At 52.0% G+C, this 12,499-nt stretch carries 15 protein-coding genes and 3 tRNA genes; 11 read left to right on the top strand and 7 right to left on the bottom strand.

Annotated features, from left to right (window positions below):
* Positions 1–229 precede the first annotated feature (229 nt).
* Both ACHHZ7_RS07410 and ACHHZ7_RS07405 read left to right on the top strand, forming a co-directional pair.
* A complete protein-coding gene (locus tag ACHHZ7_RS07410) occupies positions 230–373 on the top strand; it encodes a hypothetical protein (RefSeq protein ID WP_020996240.1) in 144 nt (47 codons plus the stop codon).
* The gene (locus ACHHZ7_RS07405) at positions 363–1,706 is read left to right on the top strand and encodes a PTS sugar transporter subunit IIC (RefSeq protein WP_060682788.1); all 1,344 of its coding nucleotides are present in this window, start codon (positions 363–365) and stop codon (positions 1,704–1,706) included. Before ACHHZ7_RS07410 ends, ACHHZ7_RS07405 begins: the two co-directional genes overlap by 11 nt.
* A 29-nt stretch (positions 1,707–1,735) precedes the next feature.
* On the opposite strand, the gene fhuF is transcribed toward ACHHZ7_RS07405, so the two are convergent.
* Together fhuF and ACHHZ7_RS07395 are read right to left on the bottom strand one after the other, a co-directional pair.
* On the bottom strand, positions 1,736–2,524 hold the full coding sequence (fhuF, locus tag ACHHZ7_RS07400) for a siderophore-iron reductase FhuF (protein ID WP_060682787.1): 789 nt from the start codon (positions 2,522–2,524) through the stop codon (positions 1,736–1,738).
* Between the two features lie 108 nt (positions 2,525–2,632).
* Positions 2,633–3,709 carry a diguanylate cyclase gene (locus tag ACHHZ7_RS07395; protein WP_003829994.1) on the bottom strand — a complete coding sequence of 359 codons (1,077 nt, stop codon included), beginning with the start codon at positions 3,707–3,709 and terminating at the stop codon, positions 2,633–2,635.
* Between the two features lie 255 nt (positions 3,710–3,964).
* Here ACHHZ7_RS07395 and ACHHZ7_RS07390 point away from each other — a divergent pair, with 255 nt between their 5' ends.
* Entirely contained in the window at positions 3,965–4,201 is a 237-nt protein-coding gene (locus ACHHZ7_RS07390) for a DUF1435 domain-containing protein (RefSeq protein WP_003019100.1), read from the top strand.
* 39 nt (positions 4,202–4,240) lie between these two features.
* On the opposite strand, the gene ACHHZ7_RS07385 is transcribed toward ACHHZ7_RS07390, so the two are convergent.
* The 4 genes from ACHHZ7_RS07385 to rsmC form a co-directional block, all read right to left on the bottom strand.
* Positions 4,241–4,326, bottom strand: a tRNA-Leu gene (locus ACHHZ7_RS07385).
* 32 nt (positions 4,327–4,358) lie between these two features.
* Positions 4,359–4,444, bottom strand: a tRNA-Leu gene (locus ACHHZ7_RS07380).
* 28 nt (positions 4,445–4,472) lie between these two features.
* A tRNA-Leu gene (locus tag ACHHZ7_RS07375) sits at positions 4,473–4,559 on the bottom strand.
* Between the two features lie 222 nt (positions 4,560–4,781).
* The gene (rsmC, locus tag ACHHZ7_RS07370) at positions 4,782–5,813 is read right to left on the bottom strand and encodes a 16S rRNA (guanine(1207)-N(2))-methyltransferase RsmC (RefSeq protein ID WP_395148868.1); all 1,032 of its coding nucleotides are present in this window, start codon (positions 5,811–5,813) and stop codon (positions 4,782–4,784) included.
* 103 nt (positions 5,814–5,916) lie between these two features.
* On the opposite strand from rsmC, the gene holD reads away from it, so the two are divergent.
* The 8 genes from holD (at position 5,917) to ACHHZ7_RS07330 (ending at position 12,304) form a co-directional block, all read left to right on the top strand.
* Entirely contained in the window at positions 5,917–6,330 is a 414-nt protein-coding gene (gene holD / locus ACHHZ7_RS07365; RefSeq protein ID WP_003829988.1) for a DNA polymerase III subunit psi, read from the top strand.
* Complete coding sequence (gene rimI, locus ACHHZ7_RS07360; RefSeq protein WP_003829985.1) at positions 6,299–6,745, top strand: ribosomal protein S18-alanine N-acetyltransferase; 447 nt, start codon at positions 6,299–6,301, stop codon at positions 6,743–6,745. The genes holD and rimI overlap by 32 nt, the downstream gene beginning before the upstream one ends.
* Before the next feature lie 14 nt (positions 6,746–6,759).
* Entirely contained in the window at positions 6,760–7,440 is a 681-nt protein-coding gene (gene yjjG / locus ACHHZ7_RS07355) for a pyrimidine 5'-nucleotidase (protein ID WP_008786125.1), read from the top strand.
* A gap of 92 nt (positions 7,441–7,532) precedes the next feature.
* Positions 7,533–9,122 (top strand): peptide chain release factor 3, encoded by a 1,590-nt coding sequence (prfC, locus tag ACHHZ7_RS07350; RefSeq protein WP_060682784.1) that lies wholly within the window; start codon positions 7,533–7,535, stop codon positions 9,120–9,122.
* A 308-nt stretch (positions 9,123–9,430) separates the two neighbouring features.
* Positions 9,431–10,048: a molecular chaperone OsmY gene (gene osmY, locus ACHHZ7_RS07345; RefSeq protein ID WP_048214994.1), complete on the top strand. Its 618-nt coding sequence runs from the start codon at positions 9,431–9,433 to the stop codon at positions 10,046–10,048.
* A 127-nt stretch (positions 10,049–10,175) separates the two neighbouring features.
* Positions 10,176–10,337 (top strand): DUF1328 domain-containing protein, encoded by a 162-nt coding sequence (locus ACHHZ7_RS07340; protein ID WP_003019081.1) that lies wholly within the window; start codon positions 10,176–10,178, stop codon positions 10,335–10,337.
* A gap of 120 nt (positions 10,338–10,457) precedes the next feature.
* On the top strand, positions 10,458–11,531 hold the full coding sequence (locus ACHHZ7_RS07335; protein WP_008786128.1) for a patatin family protein: 1,074 nt from the start codon (positions 10,458–10,460) through the stop codon (positions 11,529–11,531).
* Complete coding sequence (locus ACHHZ7_RS07330) at positions 11,528–12,304, top strand: metal-dependent hydrolase (RefSeq protein ID WP_060682783.1); 777 nt, start codon at positions 11,528–11,530, stop codon at positions 12,302–12,304. The genes ACHHZ7_RS07335 and ACHHZ7_RS07330 overlap by 4 nt, the downstream gene beginning before the upstream one ends.
* On the opposite strand, the gene ACHHZ7_RS07325 is transcribed toward ACHHZ7_RS07330, so the two are convergent.
* Positions 12,294–12,449 (bottom strand): hypothetical protein, encoded by a 156-nt coding sequence (locus ACHHZ7_RS07325; protein WP_192466934.1) that lies wholly within the window; start codon positions 12,447–12,449, stop codon positions 12,294–12,296. The genes ACHHZ7_RS07330 and ACHHZ7_RS07325 overlap by 11 nt on opposite strands.
* Positions 12,450–12,499: the final 50 nt, after the last annotated feature.

Raw genomic sequence — 12,499 nt, 5'->3', positions numbered from 1 at the left:
CTCCCTATCGCTTACAGATAGCCCTGCACAGCAGAAAACTGCAGGATGTAATTTGTCATAGGGGCAACCACACTGTAAATATTTTATTGTAACAACATAGCAACATTAGCAGTTTTTCGATCGTCTTCACAATCAAAGAAACCGGTTACAGTAACCGGTTGCAGAATGCTGAAATGACGATTAATACTGAAGTTGTCACTTCCTCTGTATCACATAATAAGAGCCATCTATGAAACTTAACTCGAAAAGCGGTAGCGCTGGTGTTCCTCCCGGCACGGTTGCGAAAAGTGGTAATGGGCTTTACGTGGTGGCGGTGTTGATGCCAGCACGGTTGCAGGGTTTTGCACAACGGGAGAACGGCTATGTCTACTAACCATGCTGTGTTTAACGTGATTTTCCGCTTTGTTGAAAATTACGTCAGCCCTGTTGCCGGGCGCATCTCTTCGCAACGACATGTAATGGCCATTCGCGACGGTTTTATTTCGGCGATGCCTTTTATGATTGTAGGCTCTTTTCTGCTGGTTTTTGCCTACCCGCCTTTTTCTCCGGATACCACCTGGGGATTTGCTCGCGCGTGGCTGGATCTGGCAAAACAGTTTGAAGGCCAAATCCTCACACCGTTTGATATGACGATGGGGATTATGTCGGTCTACATATGTGCGGCTATTGCTTATAACCTGGGCAAGCACTATGTGAAGTCGCATCAGTTAGATCCGTTTATGTGTGCGATGCTATCAATCATGGCTTTTTTGCTGATTGCCGCGCCAAAAACCAAAGGCACAATGCCGGTTGATAGCCTGGGAGGAACGGGGATTTTCACCGCCATCCTGGTGGCCATTTACTGTGTTGAAATGATGCGCTTCCTGAAGGCGCACAACATCGGCATCCGTTTACCCGATCAGGTGCCGCCGATGATCAAAAACTCTTTCGATCTGCTGATCCCGGTGCTGGTGGTAGTACTGACGCTGTACCCGCTGAGTCTGGTGATACAGTCGCAGTTTGACATGCTGATCCCGCAGGCCATTATGGCCATTTTTAAACCATTGGTGTCGGCTGCAGATTCTCTGCCGGCGATACTTCTGGCGGTATTGATTGGACATCTATTGTGGTTTGCGGGTATTCACGGCGCGGCAATTGTGTCGGGAATGCTGCAAATGTTCTGGCTAACTAATCTTGGGGTGAACCAGTCGGCGCTGGCGCAGGGCGCGCCGTTACCGCATATCTTTATGGAAGCGTTCTGGACGTTCTTTATTGTGGTCGGAGGGTCAGGTGCAACAATGGGGTTGGTGATTTGCTATCTGCGTAGTCGTTCGGCTCATCTACGCTCGATTGGGCGTCTGAGCGTAGTCCCCAGCATTTTTAATATTAACGAACCGGTGATTTTTGGTACGCCGATTGTCATGAACCCGGTGTTTTTTATCCCTTTCCTGCTGGCTCCAATGGTGAATGCGGTACTGGCCTGGGCGGCGATGAAACTGGATTTAATTGGGCGGGTCATTTCAGTGGTTCCCTGGACCGCACCGGCACCGGTTGGCGCGGCATGGGCATTAGGCTGGGATTATCGTGCAGCTATTCTGGTGGTGCTGTTGGCGCTGGTGTCGGCCGTTATCTACTTCCCGTTCTTTAAGGTCTACGAAAAGCAGCTATTGGCGCAGGAAAAAGAAGAGGCGCAGCGTATGGAAGAGGAAAACCAGCAGGTTGCATAAATATCTGGCGAGGGGCTACGGCTCCTCGCTTACTTCAGCGTGCAGTCTCCGCATTGCTGAACGTCAGGCAGGCGATAGCGTTGGCAGCAGGTTCTGCGTACTAACAGCCCCTCACGCGGAACAACGGTTCGCCATAGAGGGTTATCCTGACCGCAGGAGAGTTGTTTCTCAAAAAAGCAGGTCTGGCGCAGCGTGGTCAGCAGTTCCTCACCTAGCAACGGCTTCATTTCCGTTAAATACCAGTGAATTAAATATCCGGTGTTGCTCCAGATAAGCTTCGCGTTGATCTCGCCCGTCGCTTCCAGCGCCTGCACAACCGGCGTCAGCGCTGAGAGAATCAGCGTTTCCATGCGTTGTTGAGGGGACAGAGTTGTTGTCTGGTGATCCTGATGGACGTCGATCCAGAAGCAGGCCGCACGGCCCGTTTCGTGAAACTCTACGCGCATATGTTCAGGAGAGACGTCGATAGCCTCTTTTTGCGTCAGTAGGGCCACCATTAACGGAGGCATCATCAGGCCGATATACCATTGCGCCCAAAGAGAAATCAGGGGCTTATTTTCGCGGGGTAGCGTGGGTTGGTTGCGATAGATATGGTCTGAATAAACGGCCAGCAGCGAGCTAAGCGTCGCCGGTTGCGTCCATTCATGCAGCGTCATTGCACCTGGCACAGGCGTTTCGTCAAAACGAATGAAGTCCAGCAGGTGCTCGCGAGTTTTGGCTATCGTTGCGCGTACGGCAGCAGCCAGCGAGGGCATCTCTGAGGGGAGATGGCTACGCCAGATGACATCTTCAACGATCGGTGCGGAACGATAAGCCATGTCGATATAAGGATGTTAATCTTAATGATAATGATTGCTAATCCTATAATTGACATTGAGCGATGGCAAGATCTTTGTCGCCATCCCGAGCGGTAGCGCACAGAAAGCTCAGGTAGAGGGGCAGTTTACCCGCAGCTCATCGCTGACCAGCGTATTGTTACGTCCAAGATTCTTGGCCTCGTAAAGGGCTTTATCTGCTTTGGCGATAGCAGCATCAATATCCTGTTCTACCAGAGGTGCAATGCCGATACTGACGGTTACGTTGGTTGCCACGCTCTCATTAAACATGTGAGGGATTTTAAGATCGTACACTTTCTGGCGGATACGTTCGGCGGCAGCCTGGGCCTGCTGTGGATCGACCGCGGTCAGCAAAATCATAAACTCTTCACCGCCAAAACGCGCCACCACGTCCCGGGAGCGTACGGAGTCTCGGATTGCGGCAGAAACACGGATCAACGCCTGGTCGCCCATCATATGTCCGTAATGATCGTTATAGGATTTGAAATGGTCGATATCCAGCAGCAGAACGAAGTGCCTCGAATTACTCAGAGCCAACAGCGTATCGAGCCGGTGTTGCAGCCCCCGGCGATTATACAAACCGGTTAGCGGGTCGAGCATGCTGAGCCCGTTCAGGGTTTCCCTTTCCTCCAGCAGTTTGTACATCAGTTGCTGAGCGAATCCATCGTAGCGCTTTTGTATCACATGCTGGATGGCGATACCGGCCATAGGCAGCGCCATAAAATAGAAAATCCGCAAACCATGTTCGCTGCCGTTAAGCCATAAACAAACGGCGACGGAGGGGAGTGAGTGGAGCGTAAACGCGATGATATTATTGGCAAAAGCGATAGAGCCAATAAACAGTACGCTGAGCAGCGCTATTAACAGGAAATAATAATCATTCTGACCTAGAGCGTTATATTTCAAGAATATATGTAACGCCCATAACAAGCCAAAAACGATTGAAATAAAAGGGAGATTAATTCTTTTATCCGCGTATTTCCCATGCCATACCAGCAGCAGTGTACTCATCACCAGCATCAGCAACGCCGGTACTGATAAGGCTTTGACCGCAAACAGTGGGAAAAAAAGCGTAAACAGCGCGGAGACTGCGTTGAGCAGTAGAAACAGTCGTAAAGAGAGTTGGTATTTTTTTGTGCGCAGAGTTCGCCAGGATTGTACTGTCATAGGTAAATATTGTTAGTTATCTGCAATGTACGAAGGTGTGTTGGTAAATAAAACAAATAACGAACGGGGTATCATTCGCAGAGGTTTTTATTGTTTTTAGTTGAAGAGCTAACCGGTGAGCAATTTATCACCTTGGATTATTCATGTCATCAATCGTTAAGTAAAACTCATATAATTGATAGTGCTTCACGGCTGACAAATGAGAAATTTTATCATATGATATTGGTTATCATTATCAGTGTTATAGGTGAAATCATGTTGCAACGTACGCTGGGCAGTGGATGGGGTGTTCTGCTGCCGGGAATGCTGATTGCCGGGATGGCATATAGCGACCTGTCGGTCTACGTATGGAAGGTGATGATTGTATTAGGATTACTGCTGACTTCGCTCATGCTGTACCACAAACGTTTACGTCACTTTGTTTTGTTACCTTCATGCGCGGCACTGATTGGTGGCATTGTTTTGGTAATGATGAACTGGAATCAGGGATGAACAAAACAGAGAAGGAAATCGAGAGGGAAATAAGATAATTGGTGCGAGGGGGGGGACTCGAACCCCCACATCCTAAGGACACTAACACCTGAAGCTAGCGCGTCTACCAATTCCGCCACCTTCGCACAGTCATCTTATTTTTTTGATATCGCCTCGTTGGTGCGAGGGGGGGGACTCGAACCCCCACATCCTAAGGACACTAACACCTGAAGCTAGCGCGTCTACCAATTCCGCCACCTTCGCCCAGTGCGAGCAATATCAACGTGGATTATGGTGCGAGGGGGGGGACTTGAACCCCCACGTCCGAAAGGACACTAACACCTGAAGCTAGCGCGTCTACCAATTCCGCCACCTTCGCATACCATCGACACTCAAAAAGTATCGTTACCACGGGGGCGAATTCTAGAGATTTTATGCAGGGCGTCAACAGTTAATTTTCGAACTTAACGTGATTGCCGAAAAAAAAGGCGTTTCTTCGGTTTTTGGCGTTTTATGTAGGCCGGATAAGCGATAGCGCCATCCGGCGTTGCTCGGTGTCACGCCGGATGGCGGCGTAAACGCCTTATCTGGCCTACAGCCGTTAGGCTTTTTTCGCCTGGCGCGTCATCACGGTGCGATAGACCTTGAAACGTCCGGTCTGCGCGATAACTTCATGGAAGCCAAACACTTCATCCAGTACCTTCGGATAAGGCAGGAAGGCGTTCGCCACAATACGCAGTTCACCACCGCTGTTGAGATGACGCACTGCGTCACGTATCAGCGTTTGTGCGGCATCAAGGCTGGTCTGCATACCGTCGTGGAACGGCGGGTTGGAGATGATCATATCAAAACGACCCGTCACGTCAGAAAAGACGTTACTGGCGATGACGTCACCTTCAATGCCGTTGGCTGCAAGCGTTGCGCGGCTGGCTTCAACGGCGGCGGCGCTAACATCGCACAGGGTTAAGCGCACTTTCGGCGAGTGGTTGGCTAAGGCGACGGAGAGAACGCCTGCGCCACAGCCGACATCCAGCACTTTGCCTTTGGTGTGCGGCGTCAGCGTGGAGAGCAGCAGTTGGCTGCCAACATCCAGACCGTCACGGCTGAAGACGCCCGGCAGCGTTTTGATGGTCAGATTTTCTGTCTGGTATTCATCCCAGTATTTTTCTGCATCAAAGACCGGCTGTTTTTCCAGACGACCGTGGTACAGGCCACAGCGACGTGCGCTGTCGACTTTGTTTAACGGTGCGTATTCGGCAAGCATCTGCTCTGCGCTACGTACGCCGCTGCGATTCTCACCGACAACAAAAATATCGGTGCCCACCGGTAACAGCGACAGAATGTTCATCAACTGGAACTGGGCTTCTGGCTTATTCTTCGGCCAGTAGTAGATCAGCGTATCGCTATCGGCAACGTCATCGGCCTGCGCGACGAGGCTGAAACGGACGTTGTCGCCCATCTGGCGGTTAAGCACCTGCCAGTGGTGAAGTTGCTGGGTGTGCGCACGGCTGGCGGCGCTTTCAAAATGGGCAGGCAGGTCATCCTGCAAATCACCGGCAAACAGAATACGGCTTTGTTCGAAATCATCACTGTGGCGCAGCAAGACTTCACTTGCCGGGGTAAAAGCAGACATGGAATGCTCCTTAAATTGTACAGCGGGGGATTATAGTTGTTTGATGGCACGGATTCGACAAATTTGCTATATTTGCGCCCCTGATAGACAGGAGTGTTTCGCTATGACATCCCGACGAGACTGGCAGTTACAGCAACTGGGCATTACGCAGTGGTCGTTGCGTCGTCCTGGCGCACTGCAGGGCGAGATCGCGATTTCCATTCCTGCGCATGTCCGTTTGGTGATGGTTGCTGCACAGTTACCCGCGCTAACCGAACCGTTGATCAGCGATATTTTACGTGCATTAACCGTTAGCCCGGATCAGGTTTTACAACTGACGCCTGACCGTGTCGCCATGCTGCCGCAAGGCAGTCGCTGTAATAGCTGGCGGCTGGGAACCGAAGAGCCGCTGCTGCTGGAGGGCGCTCAGGTCGAGAGTCCTGCGTTTAATGAATTACGGGAAAACCCAGCGGCACGCGCCGCGTTATGGCAACAAATCTGCGCATATGAACACGATTTCTTCCCTCGAGCCGACTGATTTACCCGCAGCATTTCAGATTGAAAAACGCGCCCACGCTTTTCCGTGGAGTGAAAAAACATTTGCCAGCAACCAGGGCGATCGCTACCTCAATTTTCAGTTGAGGGTTGACGACGTGATGGCCGCCTTTGCAATTACGCAGGTCGTACTGGATGAAGCGACGTTGTTCAATATCGCCGTCGATCCTGACTTTCAGCGCCGGGGCCTGGGGCGTGAGCTGCTGGAGCACCTGATCGATGAGCTGGAAAAGCGTGGCATTTTGACCCTGTGGCTTGAAGTGCGCGCCTCGAATGCGGCCGCTATCGCGCTGTACGAAAGCTTAGGCTTTAACGAGGCGACGATCCGTCGCAACTACTATCCAACGGCCGATGGTCACGAAGACGCCATCATCATGGCGTTGCCAATCAGCATGTAAGACAAGGTGTAATGATGAAGAAGTGGGACTGGATTTTCTTTGATGCCGACGAAACGCTGTTTACGTTTGACTCGTTTACCGGCTTACAGCGGATGTTTCTCGACTATAGCATTACCTTTACCGCTGAAGATTTTCAGGACTACCAGGCCGTGAATAAACCGCTGTGGGTGGATTACCAAAACGGCGCGATTACCTCATTACAACTGCAGCATGCCCGTTTTCAGAGCTGGGCCGAACGCCTGAAGGTTGAACCGGGCCAGCTTAATGACGCATTCATCAATGCGATGGCGGAGATCTGCTCACCGTTGCCGGGGGCAGTTTCTCTGCTCAATGCGATTCGCGATAAAACGAAAATCGGCATCATTACTAACGGCTTTACCGCGTTGCAGCAAATCCGCCTTGAGCGGACGGGGCTGCGCGACTATTTCGACCTGCTGGTGATTTCTGAGCAGGTTGGGGTGGCAAAACCCGACCCCCGTATTTTTGACCATGCGCTGGAGCAGGCGGGTAATCCTGACCGTTCTCGCGTGCTGATGGTGGGTGACACCGCAGAGTCCGATATTCTTGGCGGCATTAACGCCGGGCTATCCACCTGCTGGCTAAATACGCACCACCGCGAGCAGCCAGCGGGCATTCAGCCGACCTGGACCGTAGCGTCATTAAGCGAACTGGAGCAGCTCCTGTGTAAACACTGATTGCCTCCCCCCCGTTGATGGGTAAAATAGCCGCAATTTTTCGTATTCAACTTGCCCGGCCCGTTGCCGTGCTTACCTAAGAAGATTTGACTATGACGTTGTCTCCTTATTTGCAAGAGGTGGCCAAACGCCGCACTTTTGCCATTATTTCTCACCCGGATGCCGGTAAAACGACAATTACTGAAAAGGTACTGTTATTCGGACAGGCCATTCAGACCGCCGGTACGGTAAAAGGCCGTGGCTCCAGCCAGCATGCAAAATCTGACTGGATGGAAATGGAAAAGCAGCGTGGTATCTCCATTACCACCTCTGTGATGCAGTTTCCGTATCATGACTGCCTGGTGAACCTGCTGGACACCCCGGGGCACGAAGACTTCTCCGAAGATACCTATCGTACTCTGACGGCGGTGGACTGCTGCCTGATGGTTATCGATGCCGCAAAAGGCGTCGAGGATCGTACCCGTAAGCTGATGGAAGTTACCCGTCTGCGCGATACGCCGATCCTGACCTTTATGAACAAACTCGACCGTGACATCCGCGATCCGATGGAGCTGCTGGATGAAGTCGAGAACGAACTGAAAATCGGCTGTGCGCCAATCACCTGGCCGATTGGCTGCGGTAAGTTGTTCAAAGGTGTCTATCACATTTATAAAGATGAAACTTACCTGTATCAGACCGGTAAAGGCCACACCATTCAGGAAGTGCGTGTTGTTAAAGGTCTTAACAACCCGGAACTTGATGCTGCCGTGGGTGAAGACCTGGCGCAGCAGCTGCGTGACGAGCTGGAGCTGGTGCAGGGCGCGTCCAATGAGTTCGACCATGAGCTGTTCCTCGCGGGCGAAATCACCCCGGTCTTCTTCGGTACCGCGCTGGGTAACTTCGGCGTTGACCATATGCTGGACGGCTTAGTGGAGTGGGCGCCTGCGCCGATGCCGCGTAAAACCGACACCCGCGTCGTCGAAGCCTCAGAAGAGAAGTTCACCGGTTTCGTGTTTAAAATTCAGGCCAACATGGACCCGAAACACCGTGACCGCGTGGCGTTCATGCGTGTGGTATCCGGCAAGTATGAGAAAGGCATGAAAATGCGCCAGGTGCGCATTGGTAAAGACGTGGTGATCTCCGACGCACTCACCTTTATGGCCGGTGACCGTTCTCATGTGGAAGAAGCGTATCCGGGCGATATTCTCGGTCTGCATAACCACGGCACTATCCAGATCGGTGATACCTTTACCCAGGGCGAAATGATGAAGTTCACCGGTATTCCGAACTTCGCACCGGAGCTGTTCCGTCGTATTCGCCTGAAGGATCCATTGAAGCAGAAACAGCTGCTGAAAGGGCTGGTTCAGCTGTCAGAAGAGGGCGCTGTGCAGGTATTCCGTCCGATCGCCAATAACGATTTGATCGTGGGCGCGGTGGGTGTGCTGCAGTTTGACGTGGTGGTTTCACGTCTGAAGAGCGAGTACAACGTTGAAGCGATTTATGAATCTGTCAACGTGGCGACTGCGCGCTGGGTAGAATGTTCTGACGTGAAGAAATTCGAAGAATTTAAGCGTAAGAACGAAATTCAGCTGGCGCTGGATGGCGGCGATAACCTCACCTATATCGCACCAACCATGGTTAACCTAAATCTCACCCAGGAACGTTACCCGGACGTTCAGTTCCGTAAAACACGCGAACACTAATCGACCTTCCAGGGCACGGTATCCGCCGTGTCCTGCAACTTTTCCTGTCTTTTAAATCCCTTGCGGAATGTTCTTAAAACCTCGCGTTTTTCTTTTGTTTGCCTGTTTTTTAATCAATTCTGACTGCGATCACGAAATCGTGAACTATATTTAACAATGTGATGACATAAATATCGGCGTTAAATGCTTTTTAGGCTGCCTGTTGCAGCGTCTATTGCTGATATTTATTCCACTTACAAGATTAGTTGCTGGTTCAGGCCGTGTAACGGCAGAGCATAGCTTTTAGCAAAACATACAGGAATACATCGATGACAATGACAGGACTTAAGATTTCTAAAACGCTGCTGGCCGTGATGCTGACCTCCGCTGTTGCAACGGGTTCTGCTTATGCAGAAAACGCCACGATGGATAAAGCGCAATCCGGCGTCGAAAGTGCGGGGCAGAAAGTCGATAGCTCTATGAACAAAGTCGGTAATTTCATGGATGACAGCACCATCACCGCGAAAGTAAAAGCCGCGCTGGTGGACCACGAAAGCATTAAGAGCACCGATATTTCCGTCAAAACAGATCAAAAGGTGGTGACACTAAGCGGGTTTGTTGAAAGCCAGGCACAGGCCGAAGAAGCGGTGAAAGTGGCGAAAGGCGTTGAGGGTGTGACCTCCGTTAGCGACAAACTGCACGTGCGTGATAGTAAAGAAACCTCCGTTAAAGGCTATGCGGGCGATACGGCAATCACCAGTGAGGTAAAAGCCAAGCTGCTGGCCGATGATATCGTCCCTTCCCGCAAGGTGAAAGTTGAGACCACCGAGGGCGTAGTGCAACTTTCAGGCACCGTCGATTCACAGGCTCAAAGCGATCGTGCTGAGAGCATCGCCAAAGCGATTGATGGCGTGAAAAGCGTCAAAAACGATCTCAAAACTCAGTAATTAGACTTAATTCGTCCTCCTGACGTTTGTCGGGAGGCGTGTTGTGCACCACACTGAAAATATCGCCGATGGGCAGCCTGAGCGCTCATATCAAGCGGTGAAATTAACTATGGTAAAGGAGAAGCATATGTTTCGATGGGGCATCATATTTCTGGTTATCGCGTTAATTGCCGCTGCACTGGGTTTTGGTGGACTGGCGGGTACCGCAGCCGGCGCTGCGAAAATTGTGTTTGTGGTGGGGATCATTCTGTTTTTGGTCAGCCTGTTTACCGGGCGTAAACGACCCTAGCCCATAGCCGTAAAGAAAAATTGCTACTAAGCCAGTCCATTGGACTGGCTTTTACGGTTTTAGCGTCAGGCAATTTGCGTTACTTTGTTGCTCTATTACAAAAACAACAGGAAGGCAGAGGTGGGGCAGAGAATACCCGTCACGCTCGGTAATATTGCGCCGTTATCGTTACGTCCGTTTCAACCAGGCAATATGGCGCTGGTGTGCGAGGGTGGGGGACAAAGAGGTATCTTTACCGCTGGCGTACTGGATGAATTCATGCGCGCGCAGTTTAATCCTTTTGAGCTCTTCTACGGGACGTCCGCTGGCGCGCAAAACCTTTCAGCCTATCTCTGTAACCAGCCCGGTTACGGCCGCAAAGTTATTATGCGATACACTACCCGACGCGAATTTTTTGACCCGGTGCGCTTTGTGCGCGGGGGAAACTTAATCGATCTCGACTGGCTGGTGGATTCGACTGCGTCCCAGATGCCGCTGGCAATGGATAACGCCGAGCGTCTGTTTGCCGCAGGGAAAGCGTTTTATATGTGCGCCTGTCGGGGCGATGATTACACGCCCGGCTATTTTTCGCCGAACCGGCAAAACTGGCTCGACCTCATTCGAGCCTCCAGCGCGATTCCCGGGTTCTACCGCACAGGGGTTGTATTGGACGGCGTGAACTATCTGGATGGAGGAGTTAGTGATGCCATACCTGTGCAGGAGGCAGCGAAGCAGGGGGCAAAAACGTTGGTAGTGATTCGCACTGTGCCTTCGCAAATGTACTACACCCCGCAGTGGTTCAAACGTATGGAGCGCTGGTTGGGTGAAAGTAGCCTGCAACCGTTTCTGAATCTGGTGCAGCATCATGAGACCAGCTATCGTGCTATCCAGAGCTTTATTGAGAAGCCGCCGGGCAAGCTGCGTATTTTTGAGATCTATCCGCCAAAACCACTCCATAGCATGGCGTTGGGCAGCCGTATTCCGGCACTGCGGGAAGATTACAAAACCGGACGCCTGTGCGGTCGTTACTTTTTGGCGACAGTTGGCAAACTGTTGGCGAAAAATGCGCCGCTGCCTCGTCAGACGCCGAAGATTGTAGTGCCGGGACCGGTGGTAGTTCCTCCCGCACCGGTGGCCAACGATGCCCATGTGCCAGTGGTGACCGATGCGCCTCAGGCGAACGACACGACGTTTGATAATGAGGATTTGGCGTGAGTTATCGTTTTATCGATACGCATTGTCACTTTGATTTCCCGCCGTTTACCGGAGATGAATCTGCCAGCATTCAGCGCGCGGTGGAGGTTGGTGTACAGAGCATTATCGTTCCGGCCACCCAGGCGGCGAATTTTCCCCGCGTACTGGCGTTAGCGGAAAATTATCCTCCATTGTTTGCCGCGCTTGGTCTGCATCCCATTGTTATTGAACAACATAGCGATGACTGCCTGGACCAGTTGCAACAGGAGCTGGATAAGCGCCCACAAAAGCTGGTGGCGGTAGGCGAGATTGGATTGGATCTGTATCGGGACGATCCGCAATTCGATAAGCAAGAGCGGGTGCTGGAAGCGCAGCTAAAGCTGGCGAAGCGGTATGAATTGCCGGTGATCCTGCATTCGCGGCGCACCCATGACAAGCTGGCGATGCACTTGAAACGTCATGCTTTGCCGCGAACGGGCGTGGTGCATGGTTTTTCCGGGAGCGTGCAGCAGGCAGAGCGCTTTGTGCAACTGGGATACAAAATTGGCGTGGGAGGCACCATTACCTATCCGCGCGCCAGTAAAACCCGCGAGGTAATAGCGCAACTGCCGCTGGAATCGCTGTTGCTGGAAACCGACGCGCCGGATATGCCGCTCAACGGCTTTCAGGGGCAGCCTAACCGCCCGGAGCAGGTAGTCAGAGTCTTCGACGTCTTATGCGAACTGCGCCCGGAACCTGCGGACGTGATCGCTGACGCGCTGTATCGTAATACCACGGCGCTGTTTAACGTGTGATTGGGTGGCGTAGCCAGCCGACAAAAGTGTCCGCTTCGTAGGCCTGATAAGCGAAGCGCATCAGGCATAACTTCGCCGGATGGCGGCTGCGTCTTATCCGGCCTACAAAAGTATGCGCTTCGTAGGCCTGATAAGCAAAGCGCATCAGGCATAACTTCGCCGGATGGCGGCTGCGCCTTATCCGGCCTACAAAAG

This window comes from Citrobacter freundii complex sp. 2024EL-00216, from assembly GCF_043945515.1.
In the GTDB taxonomy this organism is placed as follows: Bacteria; Pseudomonadota; Gammaproteobacteria; order Enterobacterales; family Enterobacteriaceae; genus Citrobacter; species Citrobacter portucalensis.
Note: the sequence above shows the minus strand (reverse complement) of the source record. Positions and strands in the feature narration are given on the sequence as shown.

Bases quoted from the DNA above. Each gene is read 5' to 3' on its own strand.
- ACHHZ7_RS07410 (WP_020996240.1), top strand. From the start codon at position 230: ATGAAACTTAACTCGAAAAGCGGTAGCGCTGGTGTTCCTCCCGGCACG.
- ACHHZ7_RS07405 (WP_060682788.1), top strand. From the start codon at position 363: ATGTCTACTAACCATGCTGTGTTTAACGTGATTTTCCGCTTTGTTGAA.
- fhuF (WP_060682787.1), bottom strand. From the start codon at position 2,524: ATGGCTTATCGTTCCGCACCGATCGTTGAAGATGTCATCTGGCGTAGC.
- ACHHZ7_RS07395 (WP_003829994.1), bottom strand. From the start codon at position 3,709: ATGACAGTACAATCCTGGCGAACTCTGCGCACAAAAAAATACCAACTC.
- ACHHZ7_RS07390 (WP_003019100.1), top strand. From the start codon at position 3,965: ATGTTGCAACGTACGCTGGGCAGTGGATGGGGTGTTCTGCTGCCGGGA.
- rsmC (WP_395148868.1), bottom strand. From the start codon at position 5,813: ATGTCTGCTTTTACCCCGGCAAGTGAAGTCTTGCTGCGCCACAGTGAT.
- holD (WP_003829988.1), top strand. From the start codon at position 5,917: ATGACATCCCGACGAGACTGGCAGTTACAGCAACTGGGCATTACGCAG.
- rimI (WP_003829985.1), top strand. From the start codon at position 6,299: ATGAACACGATTTCTTCCCTCGAGCCGACTGATTTACCCGCAGCATTT.
- yjjG (WP_008786125.1), top strand. From the start codon at position 6,760: ATGAAGAAGTGGGACTGGATTTTCTTTGATGCCGACGAAACGCTGTTT.
- prfC (WP_060682784.1), top strand. From the start codon at position 7,533: ATGACGTTGTCTCCTTATTTGCAAGAGGTGGCCAAACGCCGCACTTTT.
- osmY (WP_048214994.1), top strand. From the start codon at position 9,431: ATGACAATGACAGGACTTAAGATTTCTAAAACGCTGCTGGCCGTGATG.
- ACHHZ7_RS07340 (WP_003019081.1), top strand. From the start codon at position 10,176: ATGTTTCGATGGGGCATCATATTTCTGGTTATCGCGTTAATTGCCGCT.
- ACHHZ7_RS07325 (WP_192466934.1), bottom strand. From the start codon at position 12,449: ATGCGCTTTGCTTATCAGGCCTACGAAGCGCATACTTTTGTAGGCCGG.